This window comes from Streptomyces yokosukanensis (assembly GCF_001514035.1).
Taxonomy (GTDB): Bacteria; Actinomycetota; Actinomycetes; order Streptomycetales; family Streptomycetaceae; genus Streptomyces; species Streptomyces yokosukanensis.
Window position 1 is genome coordinate 124,026 of the sequence record NZ_KQ948208.1, and the last position, 17,657, is coordinate 141,682.

Here is a 17,657-nt window from a genome sequence, read left to right on the forward strand (position 1 = left end):
TCTTGCTCTTCTTCGTCCTGCACGCCCTGCAGGATCTTGTCGTACGCCCCCCGTGCCGCGTCCAGGGCATCGTGGATCGCCCGTCAGGCTTGCGCATCGAGCGGACGATTTGACTCTACCTTTGCCGCTGCTTGAGTTGTTCGGCCGCCGCCCCTGGGTGACAGGTGCCGGACCGGCTCGGCACGAGCGGGACCCCTGCTTCCGTGAGTGAACTGTGCAGGCCTGATGGGCGATGCGTGAGGGACGCGCCCCCGTTTCACCTACGTGCGCAAGGAGTTGGGACGCGCCTTGAGGGGCTTATGTGCGGCTGATACGGTGCGATGGCTTGACACTCGCCCCGGTGCTGGATATCCGCACACGCCGAGTCGGCGAAGTGCCCCGGTGTCGTGAACGGCCCGGTTGCGAGCGGGATATGGGCGGAAAGTGACAGGCCAGACTTTCTTGGGCGTACGGGGAGCGGTTGCGTGAAGATCCAAGAGCGTACGGGGGCGGGCGCCGGTCGTTCCGCCGCTCCGGCTCAGGCGCCGGTCGGCGACCGGCTTCCCACGCCGCCTCGGGAGCGCAAGCCCGCCCTGGCCGCGCTCGCGGTGCTGCTGATCCTGCTCGGTGCGCTGGGCGCGACCACGCTCGTGCTGCGTGCCGGGAACCGGATCGAGGTCGTCAAGGTGACGCAGCCGATCCAGGTCGGCCAGTCGGTCAACCAGGACAACTCCACGTCCGTGATGGTCGCCGACGACAGCGGCATCGACTACGTCCGGTGGGACCAGTTGGGCGCCTTGAAGGGTTACAAGGCGCGGACCACGATCTATCCGGGCACGATCGTCGTGGGGCAGATGTTCACCAAGGGCAATGTGCTGCCGGCCGGCAAGGCCGTCGTCGGTGTGTCCCTCAAGGAGGGCCAGTACCCGCTGGACATCCAGGGCGGAGACACGGTCGCCGTCTACAACGTCGGTGGCGGCAGCTCCGGTTCGAGCAAGACCGGCACGGGCACGGGTGCGAGCAACGGCACCGGCTCCTCTTCCGGTTCCTCCGGTGACCTCATCACCACCGCCAAGGTCGGTGACAAGAAGGACGGCGGCGACGCGACCGTCAGCACCGGCAATCTGTCGCTGTCCCTGATCGTCGACCAGTCCGACGCCGCCGCCGTGGCACGCGCCGCCTCCGACCAGTCGATCGCCGTCGTGCACGTCTCCGGCTCCGGCAACTAGAAGGCGGCTCCCCACCCCATGGCGCTCATCGCTCTCGCCGCCGACAAGGGTTCCCCCGGTGTCACCACGGCGGCCGTCGCCCTCGCCGCCGTCTGGCCGCGCCGCGTCCTGCTTGCCGAGACCGACCCGGCGGGCGGTGACCTCGTGTACCGCAGCACCGCCGCGCACGGTGGGCCGCTCAACCCCAACACCGGCCTGCTGTCGATAGCCGCGACCGCCCGGCGCGGGCTGGTGCCCGACCAGCTCTGGGACCACGTCCAGCCGTTGAGCGGTGGGCTGGAGGTGCTCGTGGGGCTCGGTGTCGCCGAACAGGCAGCCGGGCTCGCCAGCCTGTGGCCCACCCTCGGACACTCCTTCGCCTCCCTCGCGGACTCGCCCCACGCGCCCGCCGACGTCGTCGCCGACTGCGGGCGCATCAGCGGCGACACCCCGGCCGTGGAGCTGTTCCCGCACGCGGCGCTCGTGCTGCTCCTCTCCCGTACCGAACCGGAGGCGCTGGCCCGGGTCCGGGACCGGGCCGCCCATCTGTCGACGCGGCTGCACGGCGGGGCACGTGGTGCCGCCGCCCTCGCCACCCCGCTCATCGGCGTCGTACTGATCGCCGACCCGGCCGGCTCCGGCAAGCTCGTCAACCAGGTCAACGACATGCTGGTGCACGCCCAGACCGGCGCCCGGGTCGTCGGCACCCTCGCGGACGACCCGGCCGGCGCCGACATGCTGGCCGGCCGCAAGCGGGGCCGTCTCGACAAGTCGCTGCTGGTCCGCTCGGCCCGCAAGGTCGCCGCCGACCTGAACCAGCAGTACGGCGCCGCCTGGGCCGTCTCCGCCCAGGCTCAGCAGGCCCACCAGGCTCAGCAGGCCCATCAGGCTCAGCAGACCCATCAGGCTCAGCAGGCCCACCAAGCTCAGTACCAGCAGGCTCACCAGTCCCAGCCGGCGGCTCAGCAGGGCCGGTCGCAGCCGCCGTACCAGCCCCAGCAGGGCCACGCGGGGGCCGACCGATGACCGCTGTCGACCACCAGCTGGTCAAGCGGTTCCGGCAGGACGCCGGTGACCGTATCGCCGAGCAGCGGCGGCTGGACCAGGTCAGCGGTGTCGCGCCGATGTCCACGGAGGACGAGCGGCAGTACGCCCGCGCGGTGATCGCGCAGATCCTGGAGGAGTACGCCCGCGCCGAGATCAACGCGGGCCGGGCGCCGCTGGACGCGGAGACCGAGGAGCAGTACGCCGCCGCCGTGCACGCGGCGCTGTTCGGCGTGGGACGGCTGCAGCCGCTGCTGGACGACCCCGACGTCGAGAACATCGACATCAACGGCTGCGACCAGGTCTTCGTCGGCTACGCCGACGGGCGCGAGGTCAGGGGTGAGCCCGTCGCCGAGTCCGACGAGGAACTCATCGAGCTGATCCAGGTGCTCGGCGCCTACTCCGGCCTGTCCTCGCGGCCCTTCGACTCCGCCAACCCGCAGCTGGACCTGCGGCTGCCGGACGGCTCCCGGCTCTCCGCCGTCATGGACGTCGCCCGGCGGCCCGCGCTGTCCATCCGACGCGCCCGCATGGGCAAGGTGTTCATATCCGACCTCGTGGGCAACGGCACGCTGACGCCGGAGGTCGCCCACTTCATGGCCTGCGCGGTCCGCGCCCGCAAGAACATCATGATCGCCGGGGCCACCAACGCCGGAAAGACCACCCTGCTGCGGGCGCTCGCCAACGAGATCCCGCCGCACGAGCGGCTCGTCACCGTCGAACGCGCCCTGGAACTGGGCCTCGACACCTTCCCCGACCTGCACCCGAACGTCGTCGCGTTCGAGGAGCGGCTGCCCAACTCCGAGGGGCAGGGCGCCATTCCCATGGCGGAGCTGGTGCGCAGGTCGCTGCGTATGAACCCGTCCCGCGTCATCGTCGGTGAGGTGCTGGGCGACGAGATCGTCACCATGCTGAACGCGATGTCGCAGGGCAACGACGGCTCGCTGTCCACGATCCACGCCAACAGCTCCAGCGAGGTCTTCAACCGCATCTCGACGTACGCGCTGCAGGCGACCGAGCGGCTGCCCATCGAGGCCAGCCAGATGCTGATCGCGGGCGCGGTCAACTTCGTCATCTTCATCCAGCGGCGCAACGACTACCAGACCGGAGGCCGGCTCCAGCGCATGGTCACCTCCGTCCGTGAGGTCAACGGCGTCGACGGCCGCGTCCTGTCCAGCGAGGTCTTCGCCGAGGCCGCGGACGGACGGGTCGTACCGCATGCGCCCATCGCCTGCCTGGAGGACCTGATGGCCTACGGCTACCGGCCCCACGGAAACTGGGGGTGACCATGGACTTCGGCGCACTCGGTGCCCTGTTCTCGACCACGGTCCTGTACTCCATCGGCAGCGGCGTCGCCGTCGGGGGCGGACTCGCGCTGCTGCTGATCGCGATCCGCGGCCTGCCCGCGAAGCCCGAGCACGAGAAGCAGCGCGCCGACGAACGCGCCGCCGAACTGCTCCGGTTCGCCGGTCAGCGCGGCTCGCTCGCCGTCATCGTCGGCCTCGCCGTGCTGCTGCTGACCCGCTGGGCGGTGGCCGGCATCGCCGCGGGCGTCCTCGTCTTCTTCTGGGACCGGCTCTTCGGCGGCGCCGCCGAGGAGCGCGCCGCCATGCGCCGCGTGGAGGCCCTCGCCTCCTGGACCGAGTCCCTGCGCGACACCATCGCCGGCGCCGTCGGCCTGGAGCAGGCCATCCCCGCGTCCGCGCGGGCGGCCGCCCCCGTCCTGCGGCCCCATCTCGACGGGCTCGTGGACCGGTTGCGCGCCCGCACCCCGCTGCCCGACGCGCTGCAGATGCTCGCCGACGAGATCGACGACGCGTCCGCCGACATCATCGTGGCCGCGCTGATCCTCAACGCCCGGCTGCGCGGTCCCGGTCTGCGGCAGGTGCTCGGCGCGCTCGCCAAGTCCGCACGCGAGGAGGTCGACATGCGCCAGCGCGTGATGGCCCAACGCGCCTCGACCCGGCGCTCGGTGCAGATCGTCGTCGCCGTGTCGGTCGCGTTCGTCCTCGGACTCGCCGTCTTCAACCGGGACTTCGTCGCGCCGTACGGCACCCCTGTCGGCCAGCTCGTGCTCGCCCTGGTCTGCGCCCTGTTCGCGCTCGGCTTCTGGTGGCTGCGCAAGCTGTCCACCATCGAGACGCCCGAACGCTTCCTGGTCCGGGACGAGTCGGCGGTGCTGTTCGTGCGGCCACGCACCCCGGTGGCCCAGGAGGAAGGGGTTCGGGGATGAGTCTCACGCTCCCGATCGTCGTCGGCGTCGTCTTCGGCCTCGGCGTCTACGCCCTGATCCGTGCCCTGATGCCGACCAGGCGCAGCGCGGTCGCCCAGGTCGCGCGGATCGACGCGCTGCGGGCGCGCGGAACGGCGTACGAGTCCGCGCGCCAGACGAAGGAGGCCCAGGGCCGGTTCGGCTCGCTGCGTGCCCGTGTCGGCGCCCGCGTCTGCGAGTTCTACCTCCAGCAGGGCTGGGAGCAGCGCTCGCTCCGCGCCGATCTGGCCGTCCTGGAACGGAGTTGGGAGAATTTCCTTGCGACCAAGGTGCTGTTGGGGACGACCGGTCTGATCTTCGGGCCGTTCCTCTTCGCCGTGGTCTGGACGATGGGCTTCGGCTCCAGCCCGGTCATTCCGGTCTGGCTGGCCCTGCTCTGCGCGGCACTGTTCTTCTTCCTGCCCGACCTGGAGGTACGGCGCGACGCGGCCGACAAGCGCCGGGACCTGCGCCGGGTCATCGGCGCGTACCTGGACCTGGTGTCGATGAGCCTGGCCGGCGGACGCGGTCTGCCGGAGGCGCTGATGGCGGCGGCCGAGATCTCCGACGGCTGGGCCAACCAGCGCATCCGCAACGCCCTGGCCGACGCCCGGATCACGGGGCACAGCCAGTGGCACGCCCTGGGGATGCTCGGCGAGGAGCTGGGCGTGGAGGAGCTGAAGGACCTCTCCGCCTCGCTGGCACTGGTCCAGGACGACGGTGCCAAGGTGCGCGAGTCGCTCGCCTCCCGCGCCGAGACCATGCGGCACCGCGAACTCGCCGAGATCGAGGGCAGTGCGGGCGAGAAGTCCCAGTCGATGCTCGTGGCACAGCTGCTGCTGTGCGCCGGCTTCCTGGTGTTCCTGATCTTTCCGGCGGCGATGCGGGTGTTCCAGGTGTGAGCCGTCCTGCCCGGGCGCGGCCCAGGCGCGGCCCAGGCGCGGCCCAGGCGCGTGAATCTACTGCCAACTGCTTGTACCGAGAGAACAACGAGACGACAAAGGGGGACGACCCACAATGAAAACGCGGGACTTCAACACCGGGATCCCGGCGCTGGACTTCCTGGTCACCTTCCTGCGCGGTCGCGTGGAGCGCGCCCGCAGCGGCGAACTGGACCGCGGTGCCTCGGCGGTGGAGTGGGTCATCATCTCCGCGGTCGTCGTGGCGATCGTGGGTGTGGTGGCGGCGATCATCAACGAGGCCCTGAAGGGCGGCGCCACCAAGGTCGGTGACTGCATCAAGGGCGCGAGCGCGGACAAGACCTGCTGAGCGGTCGCAGGGCAGGCGGTCGCAGGGCAAGCGGTCCTGGGACGAGCGGTCGTAGGACGGAACGGGGATGACGGGGGTAGTGGTGAGCCTCGGCAGCTGGATGCGCCGGCGGGCGGAGGCCGCACGCGGCCGTACCGCCGACTCCGGTATGACCGCGATCGAGTTCGTGCTGCTCACGCCGGTCCTCTTCTTCCTGATCTTCGCGACCGTGCAGTTCGCCCTGTACTTCTTCGCGGACCACGTGGCTCAGGCCGCGGCCCAGGCGGGGGCGCGCAAGGCCCGCGCCACGGCCGACGAGCAGCCCGGCGCGTGGCGTGGTGAGGCGAGGGACGTGGTCGACTCCTACATCCACCAGCTCGGTCCGCAGCTGGTGCTCTCACCGGACGTGCGGATGATCCAGCCCGAGCAGCACACGGTCGGGGTGGAGATCTCCGCGCGCATACCGACGGTGTTCCCGGGCCTGGACCTCACCGTCCACGCGCAGTCGGTGGGTCCGGTGGAGCGGTTCGTGAAGGAGGACGGGAACTGATGCCCGCCGGGCTGACAGAGCCGGTGCACTCCTGGCTGCGAAGGCGCCGCGCCGCCTGCCGCGGGCCGGCCGCCGACCGGGGTCTGTCCACGGTCGAGGTGGTCATCCTGGCCCCCGTGATGATCCTCTTCATCCTGGTGCTGGTGGCCTTCGGGCAACTCGTCGACGGGCGGGGCGCGATCGACGGCGCGGCCCGGGACGCGGCACGGGCCGGCTCCATCCAGAAGGACCATGCGCTCGCGATGTCGGAGGCGCGCAGGGCCGCGGAGTCGGATCTGGCGGACGTCTGCTCAGGCCCGGTCTCGGTGGTCCAGACGAGCAGCGGTTTCAACCCGGACGTCGACCCGTTCTTCACGGTGGAGGTCAGCTGCCAGGTCAGAGGCCTCGCCATGCTCGGCCTCGACGTGCCGACCCATCTGTCCGCACACTTCTCCTCCCCGCTGGACCCCTATCGGAGGGCGGCGTGAGAGACGTCGTACGCACCTGGTGGGCCGCGCGCCGAAGCAGCCTGGACGACCGGGGCTCGGGCGCCGGCGCGGTCATCATCTTCGCCCTGGTCTTCCTCTCCCTGGCGGCCTTCGTCATCGACGGCGGTCTGTCCATCTCCAAGCGGGAACGCGCCGCCGACATCGCGGAACAGGCCGCCCGGTACGCCGCCCAGGACATCGACAAGAACGCCCTGTACGAGAACGAGGGCGGTGTGGCGCCGATCAAGTACCAGGACTGCGACGCCCGGGTGAAGGCGTTCGCGCGCGAGATGGGCATGAGCGCCGCGGACGTCGGCGCGACCCACTGCGTCACGGCCGACGCCCAGCAGGTGGAGGTCGAGGTCCAGCTGACCTACCAGCCCGTGTTCACAGGCCTGTTCTACGGCGGCGACGTCGTCGTCCACGGCCGTTCGGTCGCGAAGAACGAGGTCGGCTGAGAGACCGGCCGAGAGCTGCAGGGGACGAACGTATCAGCGGGGTATGACAACGACTCGGGGACGAGCGGGGGGTTGTGTGGAAGGTGTGCAGGGTCGGCACGCGACCGGTGCGAACGCCGCCCGCGCGGGCGCGAGTTCGCATCGCCCGGCCGTCCGCCCCTTCGACGCTGTCAGTGCGAGTCCATAGGATCTCTGTAGGCTCTCAGCACACCCCGAACACATCCTCAGCCCATACGACCCAGGACACCCGCCATGGCGCGACGCACCACATCAGGCTCGACGGGAAGCCCGACGGGCCCGCGGAATCGGACACCCCAGCCGGTGCGTGTGCGCCGACGCTCGTTCGGGGACTTCGTCATGGCGTTCCTCGCGTTCGTCGCCCTGCTCGCCCTCGTGGTCGGCGTGCCCGGCGCGCTGGCCGTCTTCGTCGGCTGGCCGCTGCCGCACGGGATGCCGTCGCGGGACTGGCTGACGCAGGAGATCACCGTGCAGACCTTCCTGCACGTCCTCACCGTCGTCGTCTGGTTCGCCTGGGCCCAGTTCACCGCCTGTGTGCTCGTGGAGATCAGGGCCGCCCTCTCCGGCGTGGGCCTGCCGGGCCGGGTCCCCGGCGCCGGTCCCAGCCAGCTGCTCGCGCGGCAGCTCGTCACCGCGCTGCTCCTGGTCGGCGCCACCGCCGCCAGCCTCACGCCGGGGCTCTCGCAGCTCGGGCACAGCGCCGCTCCGGAGGGCAACCACAAGGGCACGGTCGCCGCGGCCCAGCAGACCCCGGGGCTGCTCTCCCCGCAGCAGGCCAAGGCCACCGCGGCGGCCGTGGCCGAACAGGCGGACCACGTCGCCGCGCAGGCGCGGTCCGGCAACGGCAGGCACGGAGCCACCAAGTTCTACCGGATCCAGCCGCCCGAGGGCCGTCACCACGACTCCCTGTGGGAGATAGCCCAGCGCCACCTCGGCGACGGCCGCCGGTACAAGGAGATCTACGAACTCAACAAGGACCGTCTCCAGGCCGACGGCTCCCGCCTCACCGAGGCCAGCCTGATCCGTCCCGGCTGGATCATGGAGATGCCCGGCGACGCCCATGGCGGCGAACTCGTCGAGATGCCCGACGCGCACATCTCCCCGGCCGCGCAGAAGCAGATCCAGCAGTACGACAAGAGCGGTCACCACGCCCACGGACAGGGGCAGCACGCCCAGGGCGGCGGCCACGCGTCCCTGCCCGCGCAGCGAGGGCCGGCCACCGGCGCGGTCACGGGTGCCGACGGACCCGCCGAGCACGGCCGGCAGCACGCCACCGCTTCCCAGGAGCACTCCTTCGGCCTGTCCGAGGCGCTCGTCGGCGCCCCCCTGCTCGCCGCGGGTCTGCTCGCCGCCCTCGGCCGCCGGCGCCGGCAGGCGCTGTGGCAGTCCGCGCTCGCCGCCGTCGGCGGCCGGCGCGGCATGGAACCGCCCACGCCGATCGGCGACGCCCAGAACGTCCAGGACGCGCTGTTCGTCGGCGCCGACCCCGAGGCCGTACGGCTCCTGGACCGGTCGATGCGCGGGCTCGCCGCCGCCCTCGCCGCCGAGTCCCGCCCGCTGCCCGTCGTCTACGCCGCCTGGCTCACCCGCGGCGATCTGCACCTGCAGCTCGCCCAGCCCGCCGGAAAGCCGCCGGCGCCCTGGCGGCCGGGGCAGGAACAGACCTTCTGGATGCTGTCCCGCGCGGACGCCGAGCGCTACGACGACATCGACACCGCCGCTCCCTACCCCGGCCTGGTCAGCCTCGGCACCATGGACGACTCCCGGTTGCTGCTCAACCTCGAGGCGGTGCCCGGCATCGTCTCGCTGAGCGGCCGCGAGTCCGACCGGGCCGCCGTGTTCGCCTCGGTCGCCGCCGAACTCGCCACCAACGGCTGGTCGGACCGCATGACCATCACCCTCGTCGGCTTCGGCGAGGACCTCACCGCGCTCGCGCCCAACCGGCTGCGCCACCTCGACGGCATCGAGGCGCTCGTCGAGACCATGGAGGCCGAGACCCGACAGCGGCGCGGCGCGCTCGGCGCCGCCGGCCACGACTCCGTCCTCACCGGCCGCACCGGCCCTGCCCAGCACACCCGTTGGGCCCCCCACCTGGTCCTGCTGGCGGCCCGGCCCTCCGCCGAGGACGCGCGCAGACTCGCCGAACTCGCCGCCGACGCCAGCCGCCTCGGCATCGGCTACCTCGTCGGCACGGAGAGCGACGAACTGCCCGGCGCCGCCTGGGAGTTGCAGATCACCCGCGAAGGCAGGCTGCTCGCACCGCTCCTCGGGCTGGAGCTGGACGCCCAACTGCTGCCGGCCGCCCAGCAGCGCGCGGTCGTGGAGCTGTTCGCCCAGGCCGACCCGGACCGCGACCCGGACGGGCCGACCACCACCCCGCCCTTCCTCGTCGACATCACCGAGCAGGGCCGCCCCGCGGTGTACGCGCGTCTCGTCGGGCCGTACGAGATCATCGGCCTCGACACCCCGGAGGACGACCGCGGCGCCCTGCTCCAGGAGGCGCTCGCACTGCTGCTCATGCACCGGGAGGGCGTGCACCCGCGCGTGCTCGCCGCCGCGCTGTGGCCGCGTGGCGTGACCGAGGACGTCCGCGACGCCCTCGTCGAGCGGCTGCGCGCCTGGCTGGGCACCGACCCCGACGGCAGCGTACGGATGCGGGCCGACGCGACCGGTCGGCTCATCCTCGCCGAGTCCGTCGTCTCCGACCTGGACGTGCTGCGCTCCCTCTACCACGAGGCCACCCAGGGCAAGGGCGTCGACAACCGCGCGGTGCGCGGTCGGCTGCTCACCGACGCGCTGGGACTCGTACGCGGCTCGCTTCTCGAAGGCCGCCCCGAGAGCCGGTACGGCTGGCTCAGCCACGAGATCGTGGACGCCCAACTCCCGCTGCTGGTCGCGGACATCGGTCTCGCGCTCTCGGCGTTCCATCTGGAGAAGGACCGCGCGCCGAAGGCGATCGAGGCACTGGAGGCGGCCCTGAGGACGGCCCCGGCGGACGAGCGCCTGTGGAACGAGCTGCTGCGCGCCACCCACGCCACCGGCGACCCCGACCGCCTGCGCGCCCGCGCCGCCGACCTCCTGTCCCGCAGCGGCGCCCGCGGTCTCCCGCCGCGCACCGAGGCCCTCCTCGACGAGCTCCTGCCGACCTGGCGCGAGGGCGTCCCCGCGGCCGGATGAGCGACGTACTGCTGTGGGCCGTCGCCGCGCTGTGGGGTGCGGTGGCGGGCGCGATGCTCCCCAGGGCCGCCTACCGCTTCACCGTCCCGGCGGGGGAGGGCTGGCGAGACCGGTGCCCGCACGGACACGCCCTGCGGGGCTGGCTCGGCCCGACGCCCTGCGCCGAGTGCCCGCGGGGCACCGCCCGCCGCCCAGTGCCGCCGCAGGCCCTCTCCGCCGAGGCCGAGCCGCCGCAGGCCCCCAGCGCCGCCGCCGAGCCGCCGAAGGCTTCCTTCGCCCCGCTCCTCGCCGCCGTCACCGCCCTGCTGTGCGTCGCGGTCGCCGCGGCCACCGGGACCCGGCCGGAGCTGGGGGTCTGGCTGGTGCTCGTGCCCGTCGGCGTGTTGCTGGCCGTGATCGACTTCCGGGTGCAGCGGCTGCCCGACCCGTTGACGCTGCCGCTGGCCGCGGTCGCCCTCGCCCTGCTGGGCCTCGCCGCGCTGCTGCCCGAGCACGCCGGGCACTGGCTCACCGCGTTGTACGGAGCCCTCGCCCTCGGCGCCGGCTATCTCGTGCTGTTCCTCGTCAACCCCTCCGGCATGGGCTTCGGCGACGTGAAGCTGGCCGTCGGCATGGGCGCCGTACTCGGCTGGTACGGCTGGTCCACCCTGCTGCTCGGCACCTTCGCCGGCTTCCTGCTCGGCGCGCTGTACGGCGGTGCGCTCGTCGTCGTACGGCGGGCCGGGCGCAAGACGGCGATCGCGTTCGGGCCGTTCCTGATCGCGGGAGCGTTCCTGGGACTGCTGGCGGGGGCGTACGCGGCATAGCCCGGACAGGGGTGCGTACACCTCACCCGCTCAGGTGATTGCGGCCGTTCCGAGCGCCTCGCGATCCTGGTGAACCTGGGTACGGGCACGTCGCGTGCCGCGCGGGCGGGGGAGAGCCGCAGTGGCCGCACGTGAGACCGACGCACAGCAGACCACCCCACAGACGGCCGAGGCACAGCAGGCCGGCGCACGGAAGGCCGAGCAGGTCGTGTCCCGGTACAGCCCCGTCATCGACGTCCGGCTCATGCCCATGGGGTTCGGCCGGGACGGGAACGTCCACCTGGTCGTCCCCGGCCGGCCCGACGGCCGGGCGCACGACTGCGGCCGGACGGTACGCGCCAGCGCTTCGCCCCCAGCGGGCACTCGGCACAGGCCGTCACGCACGGTCGGGGCGGTCCCGCTCCACTGGCAGGTCGTGCGCCCGGACCTGTGGACCCTGTGGGGGCGCGGTCCGGGATCGATGAAGATCACCCAGCCCGCCGTGCGCACGGACGGCGGCGGCGCCCTCTTCGACCAGATCGTCCTCGGCCGCGCCGGGACCGACCTGCCACGGCTCCCGGACCAGGAGCCGTGATCCGGCTCCGTGACGCCGAAGCCCCTGGCGTACGCTGGTCAGGCCCGTCCACCCTTTGATTTCCTTGACGAAAGGGACGCCCTGGTGACCGAGAAGGCCGACCTCCAGTCTGTCCTCGACCGCGCCGCAGAGGGCGGACGCATCACGTCCGAGGAGGCGCTCGTCCTCTACCGCGACGCCCCGCTGCACGCGCTGGGCGCCGCCGCCGACGCCGTACGCCGCCGCAGGTACGCCGGTATCGAGCACATCGCGACGTACATCATCGAGCGCAACATCAACTACACGAACGTGTGCGTCACGGCGTGCAAGTTCTGCGCCTTCTACGCGGCCCCCAAGGACAAGGACAAGGGCTGGACCCGCGACCTCGACGACATCCTGCGCCGCTGCGCGGAGACCGTCGAGCTGGGCGGCACCCAGATCATGTTCCAGGGCGGCCACCACCCGGACTTCGGCGTCGAGTACTACGAGAAGCACTTCAAGGCCATCAAGGACGCCTTCCCCCAGCTGGTGATCCACTCGCTGGGCGCCTCCGAGGTCGAGCACATGGCCCGGATCTCCGGCGTCTCGGTCGAGGAGGCCATCACCCGGATCCACGAGGCGGGTCTCGACTCCTTCGCGGGCGCCGGCGCGGAACTCCTCCCCGAGCGCCCCCGCAAGGCCATCGCGCCGCTGAAGGAGTCCGGCGAGCGCTGGCTGGAGATCATGGAGACCGCGCACAAGCTGGGCGTGGAGTCCACCTCCACCATGCTCATGGGCACGGGCGAGACGAACGCCGAGCGCATCGAGCACCTGCGGATGATCCGGGACGTCCAGGACCGCACGGGCGGCTTCCGCGCCTTCATCCCGTACACCTACCAGCCCGAGAACAACCATCTGAAGGGCCGCACCCAGGCCACGCTCTTCGAGTACCTGCGGATGATCGCGATCGCCCGCCTCTTCCTGGACAACGTCCAGCACATCCAGGGCTCGTGGCTGACCACCGGCAAGGAGGTCGGCCAGCTGTCCCTGCACTACGGCGCGGACGACCTCGGCTCGATCATGCTGGAGGAGAACGTGGTCTCCTCGGCCGGTGCCAAGCACCGCTCCAACCGGCTGGAGATCATCGACCTGATCCGCAAGGCGGGCCGCGTGCCGGCGCAGCGCGCCACGACGTACGAGCACCTCGTCGTGCACGACGACCCGGCGAACGACCCCGTCGACGACCGCGTGGTCTCCCACATCTCCTCCACGGCCATCGAGGGCGGCACGGCTCACCCCGAGCTGAAGCTGCTGACGTCCAACTGAGCCTGCCGTGCTGACCCTTCATGTCGCCGAGCGCTCTCCCGAGGCGGCTGTCCTGGTCGACGGGGCGTCCGTCGCCGCCGTCGGCGCGTACGAGGAACTGGCCGCCGCCGAGCCCCGGGCGAGGGTGCGGCGCTGGCCCGGCATCCTCACCCCGGGGCTGCTGAACCCGTACGGTCCGGAGCTGCTGGAGGCCACCTACCATCCCGACCCGCGTGAGGCCGACGTCCTCGGCACCGAACCCATCGGCGGGGCGCGGGCGAAGGAGATCTTCCGTGGTGATCCCGCGCGCCTCGGCGCGAGCGCGCGACGCGGGGTGCAGCGGATGCTGGCGCACGGCACGGTGGCGGTGGCCGGGGAGCTGCGGTCGCGGGCGGTGGCCGACGCGGTGCGCAGGGCCGGGCTCGCGGTGGGGCAGCGGCCCGACCGCCTGCCGGGCCCGGCAGCGCTGTCCCCGACCCCGCTGGTCCTGCTGCCGCCCCTCGTCCCGGGCGGGCCCGCCCGCTTCGCCGTGTTCGACGTCGAGGACCGCGCCGATCTGGTCCGCCGCGGCGCCGGAACCTGCGTGGCGACCGTGATCGGCGGGCGATTGGTGTACCGGGGCCGCTGAGCCGCGCGCGGTCCCCTGAACCGGGGCTGCCACAATGGGCGGGTGACCCGCGCCTCCCTGAACAAGCAGCCGCACGAAGTCGCCTCGATGTTCGACGACGTGGCGGAACGGTACGACCTGACGAACGCCGTGCTGTCGCTCGGCCAGGACCGGCGCTGGCGCAAGGAGGTGGCGGCCGCGGTCGACGCGCGCCCCGCGCAGAAGGTCCTCGACCTCGCGGCCGGTACGGCGACCTCCTCGCTGCCCTTCGCGCGGACGGGCGCCTACGTCGTCCCCTGCGACTTCTCGGTCGGGATGCTCCAGGTCGGCAAGAAGAAGCACACCTGGCTGCCGTTCACGGCCGGGGACGCGACGAAGCTGCCGTTCAAGGACGACACCTTCGACGCCGTCACGATCTCCTTCGGGCTGCGCAACGTCCAGGACACGGACACGGCGCTGCGCGAGATGTACCGGGTGACCCGGCCCGGCGGACGCGTGGTGATCTGCGAGTTCTCCACGCCGACGTGGGCGCCGTTCCGCACCGTCTACACCGAGTACCTGATGCGGGCGCTGCCCCCGGTCGCGCGCGCGGTGTCCTCGAACCCGGACGCCTACGTCTACCTCGCCGAGTCCATCCGGGCCTGGCCCGACCAGCCCGCCCTCGCCGAACGGCTGCGCAAGGCGGGCTGGTCGAAGGTGGCCTGGCGTGATCTCACCGGTGGTGTGGTCGCGCTGCACCGGGGCTTCAAGGAGAGCTGACACCGGCGGTGCGGCGGCTCACCGGTTGATCATCTCGAAGGCGTCACCGGGCTCCCCGAGTTCGCGCTGCAGCCCGCCCGTGGGCGGCCGTGGGATGCGTGGCTCGCGCACGCCCCCGCCGCCCTCTCCTTCGCCGAAGTCGAACCACACGTACACCATCGACTCCCGCGGCACCTCGGCGCCGGGCTGCGGGTACTGGCGTACGACGTAGTCGACGACCGTGAGGTGGAAGTCCGGGCGGTCGGGCGCATTGAGGAACAAGCCCTGCGCCCGGGCCGTTTCGCGCGCGTCCACGGCCATCAGTCCGACCAGCCGTGGCACGCGCACTTCAGGTGTTTTGGGTGTTATGCGCACAGATGTCACCCCCAGCGGTACTGGAAGCGTAACTCCCGTACGTCCCAGCCGGAAGGCGCCGGTGTCTTTCTGTGACAGACGGCTACTCTCCGTCATCAAGGGCGAGTCGGAAGCAGAGGGCCCGCTCGTCCAGCGTGGGATGCGGGTACGTCTCCGCCGGCTCCATGCCGAGCCGTTGGGCCACCGCGATCGACCGCTCGTTGCCCGGCCGGACCATCGCCACCACCTGCCGCACCCCGGCCGCCCGCACCCGCCGGAGCGTCTCGCGTGCGGCCGCGCTGACATACCCCCTGCCCCAGTGCGGGCGAGCGAGTCGCCAGCCGATCTCGATGTCGCCGACCGGGCCCCAGCCGGGCCGCCAGGGCTGCGCCCCGGTGAAGCCGATCACCTCGCCGGACTCGTCCAGCATGGTCCACAGGCAGAAGCCGAGTTCGGCGTCGTGCCGCCGCTGCCGCGCGGTGAGCTCCTCGTAGACCGACAGCGAGGCCGCCTTGCCGCCGTAGAACTCCATGACCTCGGGGTCGTCGAAGGCCCGGTGCCAGGCGACCGCGTCCTCATGGGTGGGGACGCGCAGCCGTACTGCGGGGAGGGGTCGGTTCACAGGGCAGCCCTTCAGCCGGGTGATCAATTCTGCTGAATAGACTGCCCATGTCCAGTGCCGGTCGGCACGCAGATTTCGAACTTGGGGAGATCCCGCCGTGACCGTCGTGAAGGAGCCCCTCTCCGAGAACACCGCCGACGTGATCGTCGTCGGCGCGGGGCCGGCCGGCTCCACGACCGCCTACCACCTCGCCAAGGCGGGCCTCGACGTCCTGCTTCTGGAGAAGACCGAGTTCCCGCGGGAGAAGGTCTGCGGAGACGGCCTCACCCCGCGCGCGGTGAAGCAGCTCGTGGCCATGGGCATCGACATCTCCGAGGAGGCCGGCTGGCTGCGCAACAAGGGCCTGCGCATCATCGGCGGCGGCTCCCGCCTCCAGCTGGACTGGCCGGATCTCGCCGCCTATCCGAACTACGGCCTCGTCCGCAGGCGCGACGACTTCGACGAGCAGCTCGCCCGCAACGCCCAGAAGGCCGGTGCCCGGCTCTTCGAGCGCTGCAACGTCTCCGGTGCCGTCGTCGACGACCGCACCGGCCGCATCACCGGCGTCACCGCCAAGCTCGGCGAGGAGAAGCGCGAGGTCACCTTCCACGCGCCGCTCGTCGTCGCCGCCGACGGCAACTCCACCCGGCTGTCCCTCGCGATGGGCCTGCACCGCCGCGAGGACCGCCCCATGGGCGTCGCCGTGCGCACCTACTTCACCTCGCCCCGCCACGACGACGACTACCTGGAGTCCTGGCTGGAGCTGTGGGACCGCCGCGGCTCCCAGGACCGTCTGCTGCCCGGCTACGGCTGGGTCTTCGGCATGGGCGACGGCACGTCCAACGTGGGACTCGGCGTGCTGAACACCTCCGCCTCCTTCAAGGAGCTGGACTGGCGCGAGGTCCTCAAGGCCTGGTGCGCCTCCATGCCGGAGGACTGGGGCTACACCCCCGAGAACATGACCGGCCCGATCCGCGGCGCCGCCCTGCCCATGGCCTTCAACCGCCAGCCGCACTACACGCGCGGACTGCTGCTCGTCGGCGACGCCGGCGGCCTGGTGAACCCCTTCAACGGCGAGGGCATCGCCTACGCCATGGAGTCCGGCCAGATCGCCGCCGACGTCATCGTCCAGGCCCACGCGCGGGCCACGCCCGCCCAGCGCGAGATCGCCCTGCAGCGCTACCCGCGCGTCCTGAAGGACACCTACGGCGGCTACTACACCCTCGGCCGCGCCTTCGTGAAGCTCATCGGCAACCCGAAGGTCATGCAGATCGCCGCCCAGCGCGGCCTCACCCACCCGCTGCTGATGAAGTTCACCCTCAAGCTCCTCGCGAACCTCACCGACCCCACCGGCGGCGACGCGATGGACCGCATCATCAACGGTCTGAGCAAGGTGGCCCCGAAGGCGTGAAGGCGCCGTGAAGGGCCCTGGAGGGGCGCAGGACCGCGTCGGACGTCCGGCTGCCGCCCGCGGGTACCTGCGCCCGCGACGGCGCCGCAGACGAGCGACGGTGGCCTCGCACCCCTTCCGGCGCGGCTACGCGCGGATCGGCTCCTCGGCCCGGGCGGCCCGGCGGGTGAACACCTCGTCGCGCCGGTCCGCCATCTGCCGCAGTGCGTCCTTTTTCTCCCGCTTGGAGAGTCGATCGAGGTAGATGTGCCCGTTCGTGTGGTCGGTCTCGTGTGCGAGGCAGCGCGCGAAGTACCCCGTGCCCTCGACGGCGACCGGCCGACCGCCCCTGTCCTGCCCGCGCACGACGGCCCGGTCCGGCCGCGCTACGGCCATCACGGCACCCGGCACCGACAGGCAGCCCTCGTCCTCGTCCAGCAACCGTCGCCCGCTCGTGGGCGTTTCGAGCACTGGATTGACGATGTGTCCGACATGTCGGACACCGTGATCGTCGGGGCAGTCGTACACGAACAGTCGTAGATCGACCCCGACCTGATTCGCCGCCAGTCCCGCCCCTTCGGCGACGTACAGCGTGCGGAACATGTCGTCGACGAGTGCGGCGAGGTCGGGCCCGAACTCCGTGACGTCCCGGCACGGCTTGTGCAGGATCTCCTCGCCGACCTCGGTGACCCGGCGCACGGCACCGCGCAGGGCCTCGGGGGCATGGCGGGGGTAGTGGTCGGCGGGCCTGCCCTGTACGAACACGCGTGGCATCGCGCGGTCTCCTTCGCTCGTGGACGGACCGCCGAGCGGCGGCCCGCGCCGAGCATGTCAGGAGCGGCGCCCCGGCGCGCCGGGAACGACGCAAGGGCCGCTGCCCCCGAGCGGCTGCGGCCCCTACGTGCGTGATGCGGCGTGCGGAGT

At 72.0% G+C, this 17,657-nt stretch carries 18 protein-coding genes and 1 pseudogene; 16 read left to right on the plus strand and 3 right to left on the minus strand.

Going from position 1 to position 17,657, the window contains the following annotated elements:
* The first annotated feature begins 464 nt into the window (after positions 1-464).
* From AQI95_RS07085 to AQI95_RS07155, 15 genes and pseudogenes are all read left to right on the plus strand, one after another.
* The gene (locus AQI95_RS07085) at positions 465-1,208 is read left to right on the plus strand and encodes a hypothetical protein (protein WP_067119150.1); all 744 of its coding nucleotides are present in this window, start codon (positions 465-467) and stop codon (positions 1,206-1,208) included.
* 18 nt (positions 1,209-1,226) lie between these two features.
* Positions 1,227-2,090, plus strand: a pseudogene (locus AQI95_RS07090) (hypothetical protein); the annotation flags it as partial.
* 119 nt (positions 2,091-2,209) lie between these two features.
* A complete protein-coding gene (locus tag AQI95_RS07095) occupies positions 2,210-3,517 on the plus strand; it encodes a TadA family conjugal transfer-associated ATPase (RefSeq protein WP_067119154.1) in 1,308 nt (435 codons plus the stop codon).
* Positions 3,518-3,519: 2 nt separating this feature from the next.
* On the plus strand, positions 3,520-4,464 hold the full coding sequence (locus AQI95_RS07100) for a type II secretion system F family protein (RefSeq protein WP_067119157.1): 945 nt from the start codon (positions 3,520-3,522) through the stop codon (positions 4,462-4,464).
* The gene (locus AQI95_RS07105) at positions 4,461-5,384 is read left to right on the plus strand and encodes a type II secretion system F family protein (protein ID WP_067119161.1); all 924 of its coding nucleotides are present in this window, start codon (positions 4,461-4,463) and stop codon (positions 5,382-5,384) included. Before AQI95_RS07100 ends, AQI95_RS07105 begins: the two co-directional genes overlap by 4 nt.
* A gap of 115 nt (positions 5,385-5,499) precedes the next feature.
* Complete coding sequence (locus AQI95_RS07110; RefSeq protein WP_067119164.1) at positions 5,500-5,751, plus strand: hypothetical protein; 252 nt, start codon at positions 5,500-5,502, stop codon at positions 5,749-5,751.
* 67 nt (positions 5,752-5,818) lie between these two features.
* Positions 5,819-6,280 carry a TadE family protein gene (locus AQI95_RS07115; RefSeq protein ID WP_067119166.1) on the plus strand — a complete coding sequence of 154 codons (462 nt, stop codon included), beginning with the start codon at positions 5,819-5,821 and terminating at the stop codon, positions 6,278-6,280.
* Positions 6,280-6,747 carry a TadE/TadG family type IV pilus assembly protein gene (locus AQI95_RS07120; protein ID WP_079071115.1) on the plus strand — a complete coding sequence of 156 codons (468 nt, stop codon included), beginning with the start codon at positions 6,280-6,282 and terminating at the stop codon, positions 6,745-6,747. The genes AQI95_RS07115 and AQI95_RS07120 overlap by 1 nt, the downstream gene beginning before the upstream one ends.
* Positions 6,744-7,205 (plus strand): TadE/TadG family type IV pilus assembly protein, encoded by a 462-nt coding sequence (locus AQI95_RS07125; RefSeq protein WP_067119169.1) that lies wholly within the window; start codon positions 6,744-6,746, stop codon positions 7,203-7,205. The genes AQI95_RS07120 and AQI95_RS07125 overlap by 4 nt, the downstream gene beginning before the upstream one ends.
* A gap of 252 nt (positions 7,206-7,457) precedes the next feature.
* Positions 7,458-10,400 (plus strand): bacterial transcriptional activator domain-containing protein, encoded by a 2,943-nt coding sequence (locus AQI95_RS07130; protein WP_067119190.1) that lies wholly within the window; start codon positions 7,458-7,460, stop codon positions 10,398-10,400.
* Positions 10,397-11,206, plus strand: a complete 810-nt coding sequence (locus AQI95_RS07135; protein ID WP_067119194.1) for a prepilin peptidase — start codon at positions 10,397-10,399, stop codon at positions 11,204-11,206. Before AQI95_RS07130 ends, AQI95_RS07135 begins: the two co-directional genes overlap by 4 nt.
* A 121-nt stretch (positions 11,207-11,327) precedes the next feature.
* The gene (locus AQI95_RS07140; RefSeq protein ID WP_067119198.1) at positions 11,328-11,780 is read left to right on the plus strand and encodes a hypothetical protein; all 453 of its coding nucleotides are present in this window, start codon (positions 11,328-11,330) and stop codon (positions 11,778-11,780) included.
* A gap of 84 nt (positions 11,781-11,864) precedes the next feature.
* A complete protein-coding gene (gene mqnC / locus AQI95_RS07145; protein WP_067119200.1) occupies positions 11,865-13,064 on the plus strand; it encodes a cyclic dehypoxanthinyl futalosine synthase in 1,200 nt (399 codons plus the stop codon).
* 7 nt (positions 13,065-13,071) lie between these two features.
* On the plus strand, positions 13,072-13,671 hold the full coding sequence (locus tag AQI95_RS07150) for a hypothetical protein (protein WP_067119203.1): 600 nt from the start codon (positions 13,072-13,074) through the stop codon (positions 13,669-13,671).
* Between the two features lie 42 nt (positions 13,672-13,713).
* Positions 13,714-14,409 (plus strand): demethylmenaquinone methyltransferase, encoded by a 696-nt coding sequence (locus AQI95_RS07155; protein WP_067119207.1) that lies wholly within the window; start codon positions 13,714-13,716, stop codon positions 14,407-14,409.
* A gap of 18 nt (positions 14,410-14,427) precedes the next feature.
* Here AQI95_RS07155 and AQI95_RS07160 read toward each other — a convergent pair whose 3' ends face one another.
* Positions 14,428-14,736: a PASTA domain-containing protein gene (locus tag AQI95_RS07160; protein WP_244188666.1), complete on the minus strand. Its 309-nt coding sequence runs from the start codon at positions 14,734-14,736 to the stop codon at positions 14,428-14,430.
* A 109-nt stretch (positions 14,737-14,845) separates the two neighbouring features.
* Complete coding sequence (locus AQI95_RS07165) at positions 14,846-15,364, minus strand: GNAT family N-acetyltransferase (protein ID WP_067120370.1); 519 nt, start codon at positions 15,362-15,364, stop codon at positions 14,846-14,848.
* A 97-nt stretch (positions 15,365-15,461) separates the two neighbouring features.
* Between AQI95_RS07165 and AQI95_RS07170 the strand changes: the two genes are divergently transcribed.
* Complete coding sequence (locus AQI95_RS07170; RefSeq protein WP_067119210.1) at positions 15,462-16,754, plus strand: geranylgeranyl reductase family protein; 1,293 nt, start codon at positions 15,462-15,464, stop codon at positions 16,752-16,754.
* 126 nt (positions 16,755-16,880) lie between these two features.
* Here the strand turns inward: AQI95_RS07170 and def are convergent, their stop codons facing one another.
* Entirely contained in the window at positions 16,881-17,507 is a 627-nt protein-coding gene (gene def, locus AQI95_RS07175; protein WP_067119213.1) for a peptide deformylase, read from the minus strand.
* Between the last annotated feature and the right edge of the window lie 150 nt (positions 17,508-17,657).